At 59.4% G+C, this 16,334-nt stretch carries 17 protein-coding genes and 2 tRNA genes; 6 read left to right on the forward strand and 13 right to left on the reverse strand.

Going from position 1 to position 16,334, the window contains the following annotated elements; translation table 11 throughout:
- The coding region (locus AB5Y82_RS03570; protein WP_368173669.1) for an aldehyde dehydrogenase family protein at positions 1-623 on the reverse strand (623 nt) is incomplete at its 3' end.
- Positions 624-1,039: 416 nt separating this feature from the next.
- Here AB5Y82_RS03570 and puuR point away from each other — a divergent pair.
- Both puuR and AB5Y82_RS03580 read left to right on the forward strand, forming a co-directional pair.
- Positions 1,040-1,642: an HTH-type transcriptional regulator PuuR gene (gene puuR / locus AB5Y82_RS03575; protein ID WP_368173670.1), complete on the forward strand. Its 603-nt coding sequence runs from the start codon at positions 1,040-1,042 to the stop codon at positions 1,640-1,642.
- A gap of 45 nt (positions 1,643-1,687) precedes the next feature.
- Positions 1,688-2,965 (forward strand): FAD-binding oxidoreductase, encoded by a 1,278-nt coding sequence (locus AB5Y82_RS03580; RefSeq protein WP_159143353.1) that lies wholly within the window; start codon positions 1,688-1,690, stop codon positions 2,963-2,965.
- 127 nt (positions 2,966-3,092) lie between these two features.
- On the opposite strand, the gene AB5Y82_RS03585 is transcribed toward AB5Y82_RS03580, so the two are convergent.
- The 6 genes from AB5Y82_RS03585 to AB5Y82_RS03610 all read right to left on the reverse strand — a co-directional run bounded on the left by AB5Y82_RS03585 (position 3,093) and on the right by AB5Y82_RS03610 (position 7,490).
- The gene (locus tag AB5Y82_RS03585; RefSeq protein ID WP_005338226.1) at positions 3,093-3,341 is read right to left on the reverse strand and encodes a DUF3297 family protein; all 249 of its coding nucleotides are present in this window, start codon (positions 3,339-3,341) and stop codon (positions 3,093-3,095) included.
- A 112-nt stretch (positions 3,342-3,453) separates the two neighbouring features.
- Positions 3,454-3,882, reverse strand: a complete 429-nt coding sequence (locus AB5Y82_RS03590) for an N-acetyltransferase (protein WP_368173671.1) — start codon at positions 3,880-3,882, stop codon at positions 3,454-3,456.
- A 142-nt stretch (positions 3,883-4,024) separates the two neighbouring features.
- Positions 4,025-4,306 carry a putative quinol monooxygenase gene (locus tag AB5Y82_RS03595; protein WP_160880694.1) on the reverse strand — a complete coding sequence of 94 codons (282 nt, stop codon included), beginning with the start codon at positions 4,304-4,306 and terminating at the stop codon, positions 4,025-4,027.
- Positions 4,307-4,384: 78 nt separating this feature from the next.
- A complete protein-coding gene (locus tag AB5Y82_RS03600; protein WP_139478719.1) occupies positions 4,385-4,834 on the reverse strand; it encodes a hypothetical protein in 450 nt (149 codons plus the stop codon).
- A gap of 596 nt (positions 4,835-5,430) precedes the next feature.
- The gene (locus tag AB5Y82_RS03605; protein ID WP_160880695.1) at positions 5,431-6,816 is read right to left on the reverse strand and encodes an ATP-binding protein; all 1,386 of its coding nucleotides are present in this window, start codon (positions 6,814-6,816) and stop codon (positions 5,431-5,433) included.
- Positions 6,816-7,490 (reverse strand): response regulator transcription factor, encoded by a 675-nt coding sequence (locus tag AB5Y82_RS03610; protein ID WP_041201856.1) that lies wholly within the window; start codon positions 7,488-7,490, stop codon positions 6,816-6,818. Before AB5Y82_RS03610 ends, AB5Y82_RS03605 begins: the two co-directional genes overlap by 1 nt.
- Before the next feature lie 199 nt (positions 7,491-7,689).
- Between AB5Y82_RS03610 and AB5Y82_RS03615 the strand changes: the two genes are divergently transcribed.
- Positions 7,690-8,370: a polymer-forming cytoskeletal protein gene (locus tag AB5Y82_RS03615; RefSeq protein ID WP_159143361.1), complete on the forward strand. Its 681-nt coding sequence runs from the start codon at positions 7,690-7,692 to the stop codon at positions 8,368-8,370.
- Between the two features lie 76 nt (positions 8,371-8,446).
- On the opposite strand, the gene AB5Y82_RS03620 is transcribed toward AB5Y82_RS03615, so the two are convergent.
- Together AB5Y82_RS03620 and tsaA are read right to left on the reverse strand one after the other, a co-directional pair.
- On the reverse strand, positions 8,447-8,995 hold the full coding sequence (locus AB5Y82_RS03620) for a cytochrome b (RefSeq protein ID WP_064341216.1): 549 nt from the start codon (positions 8,993-8,995) through the stop codon (positions 8,447-8,449).
- A 288-nt stretch (positions 8,996-9,283) separates the two neighbouring features.
- Positions 9,284-9,988, reverse strand: a complete 705-nt coding sequence (tsaA, locus tag AB5Y82_RS03625) for a tRNA (N6-threonylcarbamoyladenosine(37)-N6)-methyltransferase TrmO (protein WP_159143363.1) — start codon at positions 9,986-9,988, stop codon at positions 9,284-9,286.
- A gap of 213 nt (positions 9,989-10,201) precedes the next feature.
- On the opposite strand from tsaA, the gene AB5Y82_RS03630 reads away from it, so the two are divergent.
- On the forward strand, positions 10,202-11,200 hold the full coding sequence (locus tag AB5Y82_RS03630) for an NAD-dependent epimerase/dehydratase family protein (protein WP_368173672.1): 999 nt from the start codon (positions 10,202-10,204) through the stop codon (positions 11,198-11,200).
- A gap of 157 nt (positions 11,201-11,357) precedes the next feature.
- Here AB5Y82_RS03630 and AB5Y82_RS03635 read toward each other — a convergent pair whose 3' ends face one another.
- The 4 genes from AB5Y82_RS03635 to cydD form a co-directional block, all read right to left on the reverse strand.
- Positions 11,358-11,744, reverse strand: coding sequence for a DUF488 domain-containing protein (locus AB5Y82_RS03635; protein WP_111901530.1), 387 nt, complete (start codon positions 11,742-11,744; stop codon positions 11,358-11,360).
- A 9-nt stretch (positions 11,745-11,753) separates the two neighbouring features.
- Positions 11,754-12,125 (reverse strand): Rcs stress response system protein RcsF, encoded by a 372-nt coding sequence (rcsF, locus tag AB5Y82_RS03640; protein WP_013723982.1) that lies wholly within the window; start codon positions 12,123-12,125, stop codon positions 11,754-11,756.
- A 174-nt stretch (positions 12,126-12,299) separates the two neighbouring features.
- Positions 12,300-14,030, reverse strand: a complete 1,731-nt coding sequence (gene cydC / locus AB5Y82_RS03645; RefSeq protein ID WP_111901531.1) for a cysteine/glutathione ABC transporter ATP-binding protein/permease CydC — start codon at positions 14,028-14,030, stop codon at positions 12,300-12,302.
- Positions 14,023-15,792, reverse strand: a complete 1,770-nt coding sequence (gene cydD / locus AB5Y82_RS03650; protein ID WP_075114093.1) for a cysteine/glutathione ABC transporter permease/ATP-binding protein CydD — start codon at positions 15,790-15,792, stop codon at positions 14,023-14,025. Before cydD ends, cydC begins: the two co-directional genes overlap by 8 nt.
- 201 nt (positions 15,793-15,993) lie before the next feature.
- Here cydD and AB5Y82_RS03655 point away from each other — a divergent pair.
- Positions 15,994-16,067 (forward strand) — tRNA-Gly (locus AB5Y82_RS03655).
- Positions 16,068-16,082: 15 nt separating this feature from the next.
- Positions 16,083-16,157, forward strand: a tRNA-Gly gene (locus AB5Y82_RS03660).
- The last annotated feature ends 177 nt before the right edge of the window (positions 16,158-16,334 follow it).

Consider the following 16,334-nt stretch of genomic DNA (forward strand, 5'->3'; position numbering starts at 1 on the left):
ATGACACCGGCGGGGATGCCCGCCTGCTCGGCCAGGGCGGCCAGTGCCAGCGCGCAGAGCGGGGTCTCGGCGGCGGGCTTGATGACGATGGTGCAACCCGCTGCCAGCGCCGGGCCCGCTTTGCGGGTGATCATGGCAATGGGGAAGTTCCACGGAGTGATGGCGGCGACCACGCCCACCGGCTGCTTGATGGTGGCCAACCGGCGATCGCCGCTAAAGCCCGGGATGGTGCGGCCATAGGCACGCTTGCCCTCTTCGGCGAACCACTGGATAAAGCTGGCGCCGTAAGCCACCTCGCCCTTGGCTTCCGCCAGCGGCTTGCCCTGCTCGCAGGTCATGATACGTGCCAGCTCGTCGCTGTGGGCTGTGATGGCGGCAAACCAGGCGTAGAGCTTGTTGCTGCGCTCCTTGGCGGTCAGCGCCGCCCAGGCGGGTTGCGCCGCGTGGGCGGCCGCGATGGCGCGGCGGGTATCCTCGGCATCCATGTCGGGCACCTGGGTAATGACGGCACCGCTGGCGGGGTTGGTGACCTCGAAGGTGCGGCCGCTGGCGGCCTCGCACCACTGTCCATCTATATAGGCGCGGGATGTGATCAAGCTGGAGTGGGATGTTGTTCCTGACATGAGAAGCCTCGAGTGTGGGTCAGAGCAGCTGGTTGCCGGAGTGAGCCGACCCTTCCTGCGCCGCTGCCGTATAAAATAATAAGCACAGGAAGACCATAATTTGAGCTGAAATGTTTTTCAAGTGTTAAATATATTTGAATTGCTGGGGGGCGCCATGCTAGAAAATGAGCTGTGTAGCGCGCTTTCTCCGGTTCGCTTGCAGGCTGCAAGTGGGCAGATGACCGGGAGATGGTAAATCAGGTGTGCAAAATAATGAACGGCTGTGCTGTGTAACATAGTGAACGGCAAGGGAAAGCTGGTCGGCTATTTTAACCAGCAGGGTAAACAGGCAGCGCCTGATCCGATGCGATCACGCGCAAGCAGGAGAGGCTGATGATGCAAGGATGCAGAGATAGCGCAGCAAGAGGAGGCTTGCGGTGAGCGGGCCACAGAGCCGGGAGGGCGTGGCTCGACCGTTGAGTGTGGTTGACGCCGGGGCGCGCACCATGGGGGAACGGCTGGCGGCGGTGCGCCATCAGCTGGGGCTCTCCCAGCGGCGGGCGGCCGAGCTGAGCGGTCTGACCCACGGTGCCATCTGCATGATCGAGCAGGACAAGGTGAGCCCCTCTGTGGCCTCCCTGCAAAAGCTGCTCACCATCTATGGCCTGCCGCTGTCGCGCTTTTTCGCCGAGGAGGAGAGCCGCACTCCGGAAGTGGTGATCAAGGCTGATCAGCTGATCGAGCTGGGCAGTCAGGGGGTCTCCCTCAAGCTGGTGCACAACGGCAACAACCGCCGCCAGCTCGGCTTTATGCTGGAGACCTATCCCCCCGGCACCGACACCGGCGGTCAGGTGACCCATCAGGGGGAGGAGGTCGGCACTGTGCTGGAGGGGTCGGTGATCCTGACGGTGGCGGGCCAGAGTTATCCGCTGGAGGCGGGCGACAGCTATGTGATCGACACCGGCGAGCCCCACAGCTTCAGCAATCCGTCGGGGGAGACCTGTCGCATCGTCAGCGCCCACACCCCGGCGAGCTTTTAATCCTGACAGTAGTTTGGCAACCGAACCGGTAAGGAAACAGGGATCATGACCGAACATGTAAACAGTTACTACGCAGCCAGCGCCAATAAACACGCGCCCTATCCGACACTGACCGAGCAGCTGGAGTGCGATGTCTGCATCATCGGGGCGGGTTATACCGGCCTCTCCAGCGCGCTGCATCTGGTAGAGAAGGGCTACAAGGTGGTGGTGCTGGAGGCCGCACGAGTCGGCTTTGGCGCCAGCGGCCGCAACGGCGGCCAGATCGTCAACTCCTACAGCCGCGACATCGACACCATAGAAGCGAACTGCCCGCCGGATCAGGCCAGGCTGCTCGGTTCCATGTTGTTTGAGGGGGGACAGATCATCCGCGAGCGGATCAAGCGCTACAACATCCAGTGCGATCTGCAGGAGGGGGGCGTCTTTGCCGCCGAGACCGAGAAGCAGCTGCACGAGCTCAAATCCCAATATGCCCGCTGGCAGAAGTGGGGCAACGACCAGCTGGAGCTGCTCGATGCCAAGGGGGTGCGCGAGGTGGTCGCGAGCGATCGCTACGTCGGCGCCCTGCTAGACAAGAGCGGCGGCCATATTCACCCTCTCAATCTGGCGTTGGGGGAGGCGGAAGCCATCCGCATCCAGGGGGGGCAGATCTTCGAGCAGTCCGCCGTTACCAGCATTACTCCGGGTCAGCCGGCGCTGGTCAAGACCGCCAAAGGAGCGGTGAAGGCGCGCTTTATCGTGGTGGCCGGCAACGCATACCTCGGCAATCTGGTGCCGGAACTGGCCAGCAAGAGCATGCCCTGTGGCACCCAGGTGATCGCCACCGAAGTGCTGGGAGAGGAGCGGGCCCGTTCACTCTTGCCGCAGAACTACTGTCTGGAGGATTGCAACTATCTGCTCGACTACTACCGTACCTCCGGCGATCACCGGCTGCTCTATGGCGGTGGCGTGGTCTATGGCGCGCGAGATCCGGCGGATATCGAGCGGCTGATCATCCCCAAGATGCTGAAAACCTTCCCGCAACTGGCCGACGTCAAAGTGGAGTACACCTGGACCGGCAACTTCCTGCTCACCCTGTCACGGCTGCCGCAGTTTGGTCGCATCGGCCCCAACATCTACTACATGCAGGGCTACAGCGGCCACGGCGTCACCTGCACCCATCTGGCGGGCAAGCTGCTCTCCGAGGTGCTGAGCGGTCAGGCCGAGCGCTTCGATGCCTTTGCCAAACTGCCGCACTACCCCTTCCCGGGTGGCCGCCTGTTCCGCATCCCCTTCACCGCTGCGGGCGCCGCCTGGTACACCCTGCGCGACCGCTTGGGGGTATAAGAGCTACCCAGCGAGAAATGTGGGCTGGTGGTTGCCGCTTAGATAACGCTGATGCCAGCACCAATACCGGAAACAACAAGGCCACCGCGAGGGTGGCCTTGTTGTTTATCAAGCAGCAGCGCGCTGATTAGCTGTAGAAGGCTTCAACGGTGCCCTTGAGCTTGATCAGGATGGGCTGACCACGGCGATCCAGCGCCTTGGGGGAGGGGATCTTCACCCAACCTTCGCTGATGCAGTACTCCTCGACATCGGTGCGCTCTTTGCCGTTCAGGCGAATACCGATCGGGTGCTCGAAGCAGGCGGCCACATAGTGAGGGCTGCGGGGATTGCAGGAGAGGTGATCCGGCAGAGCCGGTTTGGTGCTGGTATCGCTCATCGATATAACCCGAAATGAATAAAAAGTGGGTCATTGTAGAGAATGCCGCCATGGCATTCAAGGCGGCCACAAAACAGGCAAAGCGTGCTCGCCATCGCTATGGGCGACCCGTTTATCCTCGTTGCCAATGCATCACCAGCTCGGGGTGGCCGCTATGCTCGCACAGCTGCTGCTCACCCTCTTTGAAACCGTTGCGGGAATAGAAGCGCCGGGCCTGTTCATTTTCGGCGTAGACCGTCAACTCGAGTCGATCATATTGGGCTTTGAGGTGTTCGAGCAGTTGGCGACCCAGCCCGTGTGATTGGTGATCTGGGGAGATAAACAGGGCGGCGACAGACCCCTGATACCAGGAGATAAAGCCCAGTAGCTGTCCATCTTCCTCATAGACCCAGCTCTGGCTGGCGGGCAGGTAGATATCGCGCATCGCTGCCCGTTGCTCATGCCAAAAGGCGGTGTGAATAAAGTCGTGGGCTTGTACCGATGCCTGATACCAGAGCTCGACGGCGGCATCCAGATCGGTTGTTAATAATGGGCGGATCATAGTGGCCTTAATAACAAAGAGTGGAAGTAACGCAGGTTTGATAAGCGCAGCGTAATCGGGCATTCGCGGTAGCGAGAGGGGGGGGGGAGAGTTCTGCGCCACTCCCGGTTCGCCACCTTGGCCAAAATGGCAAGGCTGCGATTTATACAATCCCTGTTACCGTATAGTGTCGCTCGACATTGACGGTTATTTCCCCCCAACGGGAGGATTTGACTCTGGCTTGGTGTGCTTGAAAAGCCGCATCATCAACAAACTCTTCATAGACATCGAATCGGCAGGGATTGACAGGATCTTGAGTCACCTTAAAGATCAGGCATCCAGTTTCAGCGCGGGTTAAATAGATATGGTTATCAAGTTCATCCTTGACCGCAGCCAAATCGTTGGGGGGGACGATAATAAATCCATTTAATATTACAACGCCCATCTTTATCCTTTAATTTATTTGGAATTTTGCAACCATTATGTTGCTTGCCGCGAAAATATATAAATCAGTTGTAGTGTATTAATATGTTCCTATCCTGTTGTCAGGTAAATCATCCCTAAGTGCATAAATTAAATATTCCTCTAATGACGAAGCTTCGAAAAATGAGCTTTCTGGTACTGACCATGCCACTATGTGAGTAGGAGGCTTTGACCATTTAGCTGCATTTTTAGGTATGCCTGATTTTTTATCATTACTGTACCTAAAGTGACTTGTGAGTCGATATCCTATGTAATTTTGAGATGCTTTACCTATGTATAAAACCTGTTCATCAGAGAAAATAGCATAAACACCATATTTATCGTTATGTGGCCAAGTATCAGGCCAAAACACAGTTGCTTTCATGGTTGATTGGTATTGTTCCCCTTGTAAACAGTAGATATTGCTTCTGATGATAGGAGACAGATGTTGATTACGAATACTCAAGGAGTATAAGTCTATATATCTTTCAATATCATGTAGTGTTGCCATGAAAATAAACTCGCATGGATTTTAATTTCGGTGGGATATCATGTAATGTATGTTTTATACGAACTATTTATACATCAACTATAAATTTTTCTTAAAAAGGATTTATCTAACCACTAAACTTATTATTCGGTAAATATGCTTCACCAGTCTGAGATGCATGTCTCAAAATTCTTTAAATCACTTCTTCAAAGCACATTGAACCAGAAGGAAATAGATATAAGTGGCTCGCATCAATAAATAAAATAGCGTGAAATTTAGGGTGTTTGGTTGGGAATTTCTATGACTTTTCACGAAACACTATAACCACCAAGAACCACGCTACCGCCCCCAAGTTACAGCCCCCGGTGCGCTGCTTTTAACCCATGTTCTGCGGATAACTCCCTTCTGACAGCGAATGCTCATGGTGTGGCTCCGGAAGCAGCTTTGTGCCGTGCCACCATGATACCGATTGAAGCCGATGGTGGAAGGACAGAGGGGCGATAATCAGTGCCGGATCAATAAATTAAAACAACTTGGGTGGCAGAAACGACAAGGCCCCGAGGTCGGGGGCCTTGTGATAGGGGCATCACTGGCGAGGCTGAGCAGGGCAATGCCGATCAGGGTAAGTCCAGGGTAAAGCGGGCACCGCCGAGGGGGGATTCATCGACCCGGATCTGGCCGCCGTAGCTGTGGACGATTTCGGTCACCACCGCCAGACCTATGCCCTGACCGGGTGAACTGTCTGCCCGCACGCCGCGCTGGAAGATCTGCTCCGATTTGGCCGGATCGATTCCCGGGCCATCATCTTCCACTTCGATACGCAGCCGCTCGAGATGGCGGCGCACCGTCACCTTCACTTCGCTGATGGCAAACTTGCAGGCGTTGTCGAGCAGGTTGCCCATCAGCTCCATCAGGTCGCCCTGTTCGCCGTGAAAGAGAGCGTCATCATCGAACTTGAAGTGGGTTTGCAGCTTTTTGTGGCGATAGACCTTGGTCAGGCTGGCCAGCAGTTTCTCGATCAGCGGCACCGGCTCGGTGCCCTTGCTGGCAAGGCGTTGGCGGCCGGTAACGGCCCGTCTGAGCTGATACTGGATCATCTGATCCATGGTGAGGATCTGCTCGTTGATGTTGTCGTGGATCTCCCGCCCCAGCTTCACTTCGCGGGTGGTGATCTGGATCAGCGCCAGCCGGGTTTTCAGGCTGTGGGCGAGATCGTTGAGGGCGTGCTGGTAGCGCTGGGTCTGCTGGCGTTCGTTCTCCAGCAGCTGGTTGATGGAGTCGGTCAGCGGGGCCAGCTCCCGCTCAAAATCGCTCGAGAGGTCATCGCGATTGCCGGCCCGTATATCGTCGATCTGACGGGCGATGGTGCGCAGGGAGCTGAGGCTCCAGAAGGTGGTGAGCAGCAGCAGCCCGGCCAGCAGCATATAGGCGAGCAGCGCCTGTTTGGCGGTCTGGTAGAGATAGGTGCGGGACTCTTCGTGATAGCGTTTGGCCGAGTCGATCATCACCACATAGTAGGCGGTGGTGCCGCTGCCGGGATTGCGGATAAACCGCAAGCTGTAGACGAAGTAGCTCTCGCCGTTCTTGATGGTGTGCTTCTTGAAGAAGTAGTCGAGATCCATCCCCCCCAGATACTTCATCAGATCGCCGCAGATGGTCTGTTTGGCCTTGATCACCTCCGGCATATGGAGGCTCGACCAGACCAGATCGCCATCGGCGCGGCAGATCAGGGTATCGAGGTTGCGATCCCCCGCCCCACGGGATATCCGCCCCAGCTCGACGTTCGACCCCTTGTCATCCGGCTCGGTGGAGGAGAACAGCTTGGCCAGGTTCTCCTGCATCCGGGCGCTGGCCTTCTGGGTCTGCTCCTCGACGTGGCCGAGGTAGAGGGCGTAGACGGCAAACCCCATGATCAGCGCGATGACCAGCAGCGAGCTGAGCAGCAGTTTGATGTGCAGTGAGCTGCGGATCATCTTGATGGGGCGCGGCAGATGAAACTGCATCAGTTACAGGAGAGGTTGAAGATATAACCCTGACGCCGGATGGTGGAGATGGGTTGAATCGTTCCCTCCGGATCCAGCTTCTTGCGCAGGCGGCTCACCATCACCTCGATGGTATTGGGGTCCCCTTCGCCATCGCCGTAGAGCTGGTCGAGCAGTTGCTGCTTGGAGACCACCTGACGGGCGTTGCGCATCAGGTACTCCAGAATGAGGTATTCAAAGCTGGTGAGCACCGCCACTTCACCGGCGATAGTCAGTTCCTTGCGGGAGAGATCCAGCTCGTAATCACCGGCCTTCACCCTGGGCGAGATAAAACCGGCGCTGCGGCGCACCAGTGCATTGAGTCGGGCCAGCAGCTCATCTTTCTGGAACGGTTTGACCAGATAGTCATCAGCACCTGCTTCCAGTCCTTCGACCTTGTCCTGCCAGTTGCCACGGGCGGTCAGCACAATGATGGGGAAGGGGATCTGCCGTTCACGCAGTTGCCGGATCAGTTGCAGGCCGTCCATATCGGGCAGACCGAGGTCGATGATCGCCACATCAATGGGATAGTCGGCGGCGTAGTGCAGTGCAATCCCGGCCTGGTCGGTGCTGTAGACCTGATTGTCGGCTTCGGTCAGCAGAGAGGAGAGGTGGTGATTGAGCAGCTTGTCGTCTTCGACCAACAGAATTTTCATGATGTGAGCGGTCATAGGGATCCAGGCTGTCAATTAGAAAGTGTATGTCGCTTCGAGTCAATTCGAATCCTAATGCATCCCGGCTGTATCGGGACTGAATCAGCGGGACTTCAGAGTTCGCGCCAACTGGTCGTTTAACCATGGTCCGGGTTGTCGATGGCATGCTGGTCGGCAGCCATGCTGCGAAAGGTTTGATGTGATGAGAGAGATGGCCGGGAGGCTGCTGGCGCGACTGCAACAGCGTGAGCGCAGCGACCTCCTCTATATTGTCTGGCTCTGCTGGGGGGCAGCCTTGCTGCTCTACGTGCTGGGGTCGCCCTGTTTTCTGTGGCCAGTGGCGCCGATGCCGCTGGTTCTGCTTGTGTGGTTGGTGGAGAGAGTACGGATGTTTGGAAGAAACAAAGGTGGTGCGGCTACTGCGTCGGCCGGGGCCACTGTGATTGCAGCCGGTGCCCGCTTCAAGGGCGAGTTGCAGGTGGAGGGGGATCTGGAGGTGCGCGGTCAGATCAATGGCACCATCCAGCTCATCGGTGGTGTGCTGCGCATCATGCAGGGTGGTAGCGTTGAGGGGGAAGTAAGTGCGCCCCACGTGATCATCAATGGTCTGCTGGAAGGCACCTGTACCTCCGCCGAGGTGGAGATCCTGGAGAGCGGCAGGATGCAGGGGATCTTCAAGGGGGGCAGTCTCTCCATCTGCAAAGGCGGCAACTTTGTTGGCCAGTCCCAGCCCTCCGTGGCCGGCAAGGCCGATCCCGTGTTGCAAGCCTTGTCTGAAAACAGTTCGTCCGGGAGCAAGCAGCCGGAGAACAAGAGCAATGTGAAAAAGCTGCCGCACGAGCCGAAAGGCAAGCCGACCGGGGAGCTGGCCAAGCAGGCGTGATGCTCTTTGCAAGCGTGCTGTTCAGGAAGACAGAGAGGGGGCTACGATGGCCCCCTCTGCATTTCCCCGTTACTCGTTAGCTGCGGCGCGGCGGCAGCATATTGGTGAGGGTGTTGTCTTTGAGAATATGGTGGTGATAGAGGGCCGCCACCGTGTGCAGGCCGATCAGGGCGTAACCGATATTGCCTAGGGTCTCGTGCACTTCCTTGATCAGTCCCTTGAGATCCGGACTTGGGGAGAGCAGGGCAGGCAGCTCAAGCCCGAAGAAGGGGATGGGTTTGCCCGCGGCGCTCAGCAGCAGCCAGCCAAACAGCGGGGTGAGAATGAGAAAACCGTAGAGGGCGAGGTGTGCCAGTTTTGCCAGCTTGTGCATGACCGGGGAGAGCTCGGGCACGATACGGGGCGTCGGGCTCATCCAGCGCAGCGCCAGTCTGACAAAGACCAGGGCGAAGATAAGCAGCCCCAGCATAAAGTGCCACTCCTTCATCAGATCCCGGCCAGGGTCCCCTTTGGGGAAAATATCGCGAAATTCTATCAGGGCGTAGACGGCGATCATGGCCCACAGGGTCAGCCAGTGCAGCCCGATATTCAGGGTGCCATAACGTTGTTCACTGTTCATCAGCATAGGTTTGTTCCTTCGAAGTGCTGTCACATCCGTGTGGCATCCCCGCACTCAAACGTGTCGGGGTGAGGCCTGATCCTTTGGCGGCAACAGGCTGGCTGCCATGCTTGCCATCAACCGGCAGCCTGCGGCTGGCCTCAGTCAGAGAGGAGATGTCCTCTGCTGTCTGCATGGTATCACTGGCAATCGGGTGGATAGTCTGATCAATGCCACACAATTTACAGGCTCATTAAGCCCCTTGTGACGTGAAGAAGGCGTGAAATAGCATCCGTGATGTCGGCCCGCCCAGGTTCAGGCGGGCTCGATGGCCAGCACCATGCAATCCGGCTCGCTGATGCGAAAACGGACATTGCAGTCAAACAGCCGCACCCCGTACTCCTTCTCATCGGGCTTGCCCTTCTTGTAGGCGGGGCGCGGATCTTGCGCCAGCACTTCGCTCACCAGCTGGCGCAGCTCGGGATGGGCCTTGAGCCAGGGTTGCAACTGCTGCTCTGCCTCGGCACTGAAGCTCACCGCCAGCGGCGGGGTAGGCGCGTCGGGGGCAAAACCACCACGGGCATCCGGCAGGCTGTCGGCATAGGGAATATAAGGCTTGATATCGACGATGGGGGTGCCATCGAGCAGATCCACCGCCCCCAGCTCCAGCCACAGCTTGCCCCGCTCGCGACCGACCCTGTGCAGCTCGACCACCGAGAGGCCTAGCGGATTGGGGCGGAAGGTGGAGCGAGTGGCAAAGACGCCGACCCGCTCGTTGCCGCCAAGGCGCGGCGGGCGCACCGTCGGGTGCCAGCCCTGCGCCATGGTCTGATGAAAGACGAAGCTGAGCCACAGATGGGAGAACTGCTCGATGCCGCGCAGCACATCCGGCTGATCGTAAGGGGGGAGCAGCTCGAGGCGGGCGCGGGCCGATTTGACCAGTCCGGGCTGGCGGGGGATGGCGAACTTCTCCTTGTAGGGAGAGCGAATGATCCCGAGGGTGTCGATTTCGAACTTCATGGCGGATCCTGACTGAAAACCCCGGCAATTTAGCACAGGCGGCCCCAAAACGCAGGCTTGGCCTCAATACGCCCTTTTTTGCGGCGCTGCCGTGATCCCTGTCCCATCCCGGCCAGTCGGGGGCTGTGCCATACCGTCAAGTTGCGTAGGGTGGAGGCAACTGGCGTGTCAGGATGAAATGTGCGCACTCGCGCCGAAGGGGGAGGGAGAGGGATGAAACTGCTGATTATCGGTGGCACCGGCTTTTTAGGGCGCCACCTCACCGCGCTGGCACTGGATTGGGGCCATGAAGTGACTCTGTTCAACCGCGGCCTGCACCAACATCCGGACTGGAGCGATCTGGTGCAGCTCACCGGCGACAGGGACAAGAGCCTGAGCGCCCTGCAAGGGGCCGGGTTGCAGTGGGATCTCGTCATCGACACCTGCTGCTATCGCCCCGAGCAGGCGGCGAGCCTCTCGGCAGCCTTGCTCGGGCGCTGCGCACGGCTGATCTTTATCTCCACTATCAGCGTCTATCGCGATTTCTCAATGCCCGGGATGAATGAGTCGGCGCCGCTGCATGCTATCCCCGAAGGGGAAATGCCCACTGACTATGGCCCGCTCAAGGTGTTGTGCGAGCAGGAGTATCGTGCCCGCTGGGGCGAGCGGCTTTGCATCCTGCGCCCGGGCGTGCTGTGCGGCCTCCATGATCCCACCGGGCGCATGGCCTGGTGGATTAAGCGGGTGCAGCAGGGCGGGCCCCGGTTGCTGCCGGGCAGTGGCGAGGATCGCTTGCAGTATCTCGATGTGCGCGACTGCGCCGAGTTTGTGTTGCGCGCGGCCGAGCAGCAGTTGGGGGGCACATTCAACTTGCTCAAATCCGGTATTACCTTGAGTGACTGGCTGGAGCGGCTGAGCGCCCGGTTGCAGCCCGCCCGCCCCATCCAGCCCGAGTGGTTGCCCTGGTCGACCCTGATTGCGGCTGGAATCGAGCCCTGGCAGAGCTATCCCACCCTGCTGCCCTGCGCGCAGGCGGAGTTTGCCGGTTACGGCTCTATAAGCGCCGAGGCGGCCATCGTGAAGGGATTGAACTTTCGGCCGCTGGAGGAGACCGCCGCCGACCTTGCCCACTGGCTGGCCATCGCGCCTGCCGCCGGGGTGGCGGAACATGCCATGACTCAGGCCGAGGAGACTTCGCTGCGGCAGCAGTTGCTGGAGCCCAGTCTGCAATAGGAGAGGTGCATCAAGCCGCTGCTGCGGAAAATTGCTGCGCTAGCGCGAACACAACGAGAGAGGGCATCCGCAGGATGCCCTCTCTGTCTATTCATACCTGATGGCTACCGAAGATCGGTTGACGAGATTCCCCATGGGGCCGTCTTCGCTCGCCGTCCTAACGAATGGCGGCGCCTGCGGCTACCAGCAGCTCTTTCAAAATGGCGCGATGGCAGTGGGACTCCTGCTCGCAGTAACAGCCCACCGACAGGTTGGTGGTATGAGAGAGGGCGGCCAGTAGCGCCAGATCATGCCTGGCGGCAGGTTGCGCCATCTCGGCCTTGTACTGTTTGCCAAACGCCGCCCATTGGGCGGGTGTCTCGGCTGCCTGCCCCAGCTTCATGGTCTCGCTGCTGGGGGCCAGATTGGGGAACCAGACATCGTACCAATGCTGGCTGGCAAATTCGCTCTTGGGTACGCCGCGGGGTGGGCGGCGCACCGTGCCGATCCGCAGCCCCTCATCGGGCAGGCGCGGGCTGCCAAGGCGAACGATAGCGAGGGCCATGACAGCGGGTTACTTCTCTTCGGCCACTTTCAGCGCCTGCCCGTAGCAGATCACCTGTTTCAGGCAGCCCGGGGTGTCGCTGAACTCGGCGCACTTGTCGATGGTGACGCCGTTGCCACCCATGTCGGCCGCGCGGCGGCGAGCCAGGGTGCGCGCTTCACCGGCGTTGGGCACCGGCTGGTTGGCATCGGCCTGGCAGGATTCACCCTCGATGGTGCCGAGGTAGAGGTAGTTGAGATCAGCCAGCTCATCCTGTTCATAGATGCGCACGCTACCGGGTTTGAAGTATTCGTCGAAGTTCTCTTTATCCAGATTGCTGTTGAAGGCGTAGTTGGCACAGCCGGAGGCAATCAGGGGCATCATCAGGATCAGGCGTTTCATCGTCTCGTATCTTGTGTCGGTGATGAGGACAGTAGAAATGCGCAGGCGCTCCATGTCGGCATCTTGTTGAATAATGAGGGGGACATTATAGGGGCCAGCCGCCTGCGGCGACCAGCCCCGTTTTGCGCCCGGTTGTCAGGGTGTGAGCCCCATCAGGCTGATATCAGCCTGATATCAAACAGGAGCCAGCCGCTGATAGAGACTGCGGTAGTAATCATCCCCCAGCAGCTCGTCGTGCGGGGCGCAGAGGCGGATCTGTCCCTCTTCCATCAGGGCAATCCGGTCCATCTGTTCCATCCCCAGCAGACGGTGGGAGATAAGCAGCAAGGTGCGATCTGCCCCGAGCCGGAACAGCAGATCCATGATCTCCCGTTCGGTCTGACTGTCGAGCCCTTCGGTCGGTTCGTCCAGCAGCCAGAGCGGCGCATCGTGCAGCAGGGCGCGGGCGATACCGATCCGGCGACGCTCACCACCGGAGAGGGGGCGGCCGCCGTCACCGAGCCAGGCGTCGAGGCCCGCCTCATCTTCCAGCAGATTGGCCAGCCCGACCTGGGTCAGCACTGCAATCAGCTGCTCGTCAGAGGCGGTTGGGGCGGCCAGTTTGAGGTTGCCCCGCAAGGTATCGGCAAACAGATGCACCCGCTGGCTCACCACCGAGATGGAGGCGCGCAGCGCCCCTTCGCTGTAGTCGGTGAGCGGCTTGCCATCGAGCAGGATCTTGCCAGCCTGCGGGCTCCACTCCCGGGTCAGCAGCCCCATCAGGGTCGATTTGCCGCAGCCGGTCTGGCCCAGCAGCGCCAGCTTCTCACCGGCGTGCAGTTGCAGGGTGCAGCCACGCAGCACCGGCTGGGGGTTGCCCGGGTAGCCAAAATAGAGGTCATTGATCTGCAGCGTGCCAGCGGTGGCGTGGGTCTGCTCGTCGCCCCACACGGGGGCTTTTGCCTCTTGCAGGATCTCGTTCAGGCGGCGTGCCGAGGTGAGGCTGGTGGAGAGGTGCTGGAAAGCCCCCGCCAGCGGCATCAGTGCCTCGAAGCTTGCCAGGGTGGCAAAGACCATCAATGCGGTAATGGGGTCGGGCGGCGCACCCGCTACCCCATGACCGGCCAGCCAGAGCATCAGGGTCAGGGTCCAGCCGCTCAGCAGTTGTACCGAGAAGTTGGCCAGCCCGCTCACCTTGGCCATCCGGGCCTGCGCGACGAGCAGCGCCTGTTCGGCTTGTTGCAGCTCAACCAGCGCCTTGGGGGCGGCGGCAAACATCTGCAGCTCGGCCTGACCATCCAGATAGTCCACCATCCGTGTACGCAGGGTCGATTTTTCGGCAATCAGCGCCTGACCGGGGCGACGGCCGAGGAAGTAGAACACCAGCGGCAGAGCGATCATGCCAAACAGCAGAATGGCACCCAGGGTGAGGGCGAGACGGCTGTCGAAAAACGACAGGAAGAAGACCAGTCCGGCGGTGCTGAGCAGGGCCGCGCCTATGGGGGTGATCAGCCGCAGATAGACGTGGTCCATCGCATCGATGTCGGCTACCAGTCGGTTGAGCAGATCCGCCTGACGGAAACCGGCCAGGGTACCGGTGGAGAGCGGCGAGAGTTTCTGCCAGAACCAGACCCGCAGTCGGGTCAGTACCCTGAAGGTGGCGTCGTGGCTCACGACCCGCTCACCCCAGCGACCGGCGGTACGGACGATGGAGAAGAAGCGCACCCCGCCCGCAGGGGTCATGTAGTTAAAGGCATGGGTCGTCGCAACTGTCATCCCCGCCACGGCGGCGGCGGAGAGGAACCAGCCGGAGAGGGAGAGTAGTCCCATGCCGGCGGCCAGGGTCACCAGCGCCAGCAGCAAACCAATGGTGAGGCTGAGCCAGTGTTGGCGATAGAGGCGCAGAAACGGCAACAGATCACTCATCGAGAGAACCTCCGGAACGTTGGGAGAGCAGGCGGGCAAAAGGCCCCTGCCCAGAACTAAGTTGCTGGAAGCTGCCTTGCTCCACCAGCTGGCCGCGGGCCAGCACCAGGATCTTGTCCATCTTGGTGAGCTGATCGAGGCGGTGGGTGATCATCAGCAGGGTCTGGCCCGCCATCGCCTGCTCGAGGGTGGTCATGATGGCGCGCTCGGAGTGGCGATCCAGACTGGCGGTAGGCTCATCGAGCACCATCAGCTGGGTTGATTTGAGCAGGGTTCGCGCCAGTGCGAGGCGCTGGGCCTGACCGACCGAGAGGCCACCGGCCTGATCGCCGACCGGATAGTCGAGCCCCTTTTCCATGGCAAATTCCCACGCCTGTGCCCGTTTCAGGGCATCTTCCAGCTCGGCATCGCTGGCCGTTGGCTTGGCCAGCAGCAGGTTGTCGCGCAAGGAGGCGTGGAACAGCTGCGGGTTTTGCGAGAGCCAGCCCAGTTGCAGGCGCCACTGGCTCATGTCGAGGGTGGCAAGCTCCTGTCCGTTGACCTTGAGTTCACCGCGATAGGGGGCAAAGCCAAGCAGGGCGTTGACCAGCGAGCTTTTGCCTGCGCCGCTGACGCCGATGAGGGCGGTACGCGAACCGGCTTCCAGGGTGAAGTCGATGGGGCCGACCAGCACCTTGCCTTCGGCACTCAGCACTTCAAGCCCTTTTGCTTCTACCTTGACAGGGCTGTCGGCATGGAACGGCGCCGTGCCTGCGGCCGGTTCGCTCACCTCGGCTTCGAGAAATTCAAGCAGCTGCTCGGCAGCGCCGATAGCCTGCGCCTTGGCGTGGTAGTGGGCACCCAGTTCCCGCAGCGGGGCGTAGAACTCGGGGGCGAGAAACAGCACGAACAGGCCGGTAAAGAGGGTGACCTTTACCCCATAGCTACCAAAGTTCAGATGGTCGATATAAGAGAAGCCAAAGTAGACGGCAACCAGCGCCACTGAAATGGCTGCGAAGAACTCCAGCACGGCGGTGCTCAAAAACGCCAGGCGCAGCACCTCCATGGTGCGCTCGCGAAAATCTTCCGAGGCGTCGCGAATGGCGTCACCTTCTGCCTGGGTACGCATAAAGAGTTGCAGGGTACGCAGCCCCTTCAGGCGATCGAGGAAGTGGCCGGAGAGACGGGCCAGCGCCTGAAAGTTGCGGCGGTTGGCATCGGCGGCGCCCACACCCACCAGGATCATAAAGATAGGGATGAGGGGGGCAGTGCCGAGCAGGATCAGACCTGCTGCCCAGTTGACCGGGAATACCGCCACCAGAATGACCACCGGAATAAAGACGGCGATGGCCATCTGTGGCAGATAGCGGGAGAAGAAATCCTGCATGTTTTCAATCTGTTCCAGCAACAGGCTGGCCCAGCTACCGGCCGGACGGCGCTGAATATAGGCAGGGCCGAGACGACTCAAGCGAGTGAGCACCAGCTGGCGGATGGTCTGGCGCACCGCGCTGCCCGCCTTGAAACTGGCCACTTCGCGGCCATAGGCCAGCGCCGCTTTGCCAAGCGTCACCAGCAGCAGGGTAATAAAGAGCGTGATGGATTGCTCAGGCGTTGAGCCTTCGATGATAAAGCCGTGCAACAGGGTCGCCAGCAGCCAGGCTTGCGCCACCATCAGAATGCCCTGGCCAAGGCCAAAAGCGATGGATATCGTGATCCAGCGGCGACCGTGACTCGATTGCTTGCGCAACCAGCCATAGAGACGTTTTTGCGTTTTTTTATCCATTACCACCATCCTCGCGTCGAGTGGCGCAAGACTATCCTTGCCGTTTGACCTTGGCAACCTTGTAAATTATCTGTGTTGAAAATGTTTGATTGAAAAAGCAACCGTCTGTTCAATCCTTGTCCGAACAGATTGATTTATTGAAAAAAGTGGCAAAGGCGCCATTGCGCTCAGCGGCAAAATGCATATAGTAGGAGCCCTGACGCGGGTGTAGTTCAATGGTAGAACGGTAGCTTCCCAAGCTGCATACGTGGGTTCGATTCCCATCACCCGCTCCAAATTTCAGATGCCAGGCGGGCATCGTATAATGGCTATTACCTCAGCCTTCCAAGCTGATGATGCGGGTTCGATTCCCGCTGCCCGCTCCAGCTTCAAAACAAAAAGCCCACTCCTACGAGTGGGCTTTTTGTTTTTCATTGTCCCGTCCTGAATATGGTTTACACCTTTCCTCCCAATAAATGGAGAACCCGATGGGACAAGGTGTGAAACGGACACAGCGCGATTACTCGCTGACTTTTAAACTGGCACTGGTCGAGCAGATTGAA

The sequence above is a fragment of the Aeromonas sp. s13 genome, from assembly GCF_040907905.1.
Classification (GTDB): domain Bacteria; phylum Pseudomonadota; class Gammaproteobacteria; order Enterobacterales; family Aeromonadaceae; genus Aeromonas; species Aeromonas veronii.

Excerpts from the sequence above, each read along its gene's own strand:
- AB5Y82_RS03580 (WP_159143353.1), top strand. The coding sequence starts at position 1,688 with ATGACCGAACATGTAAACAGTTACTACGCAGCCAGCGCCAATAAACAC.
- AB5Y82_RS03585 (WP_005338226.1), bottom strand. The coding sequence starts at position 3,341 with ATGAGCGATACCAGCACCAAACCGGCTCTGCCGGATCACCTCTCCTGC.
- AB5Y82_RS03590 (WP_368173671.1), bottom strand. The coding sequence starts at position 3,882 with ATGATCCGCCCATTATTAACAACCGATCTGGATGCCGCCGTCGAGCTC.
- AB5Y82_RS03595 (WP_160880694.1), bottom strand. The coding sequence starts at position 4,306 with ATGGGCGTTGTAATATTAAATGGATTTATTATCGTCCCCCCCAACGAT.
- AB5Y82_RS03600 (WP_139478719.1), bottom strand. The coding sequence starts at position 4,834 with ATGGCAACACTACATGATATTGAAAGATATATAGACTTATACTCCTTG.
- AB5Y82_RS03605 (WP_160880695.1), bottom strand. The coding sequence starts at position 6,816 with ATGCAGTTTCATCTGCCGCGCCCCATCAAGATGATCCGCAGCTCACTG.
- AB5Y82_RS03610 (WP_041201856.1), bottom strand. The coding sequence starts at position 7,490 with ATGAAAATTCTGTTGGTCGAAGACGACAAGCTGCTCAATCACCACCTC.
- AB5Y82_RS03615 (WP_159143361.1), top strand. The coding sequence starts at position 7,690 with ATGAGAGAGATGGCCGGGAGGCTGCTGGCGCGACTGCAACAGCGTGAG.
- AB5Y82_RS03620 (WP_064341216.1), bottom strand. The coding sequence starts at position 8,995 with ATGCTGATGAACAGTGAACAACGTTATGGCACCCTGAATATCGGGCTG.
- tsaA (WP_159143363.1), bottom strand. The coding sequence starts at position 9,988 with ATGAAGTTCGAAATCGACACCCTCGGGATCATTCGCTCTCCCTACAAG.
- AB5Y82_RS03630 (WP_368173672.1), top strand. The coding sequence starts at position 10,202 with ATGAAACTGCTGATTATCGGTGGCACCGGCTTTTTAGGGCGCCACCTC.
- AB5Y82_RS03635 (WP_111901530.1), bottom strand. The coding sequence starts at position 11,744 with ATGGCCCTCGCTATCGTTCGCCTTGGCAGCCCGCGCCTGCCCGATGAG.
- rcsF (WP_013723982.1), bottom strand. The coding sequence starts at position 12,125 with ATGAAACGCCTGATCCTGATGATGCCCCTGATTGCCTCCGGCTGTGCC.
- cydC (WP_111901531.1), bottom strand. The coding sequence starts at position 14,030 with ATGAGTGATCTGTTGCCGTTTCTGCGCCTCTATCGCCAACACTGGCTC.
- cydD (WP_075114093.1), bottom strand. The coding sequence starts at position 15,792 with ATGGATAAAAAAACGCAAAAACGTCTCTATGGCTGGTTGCGCAAGCAA.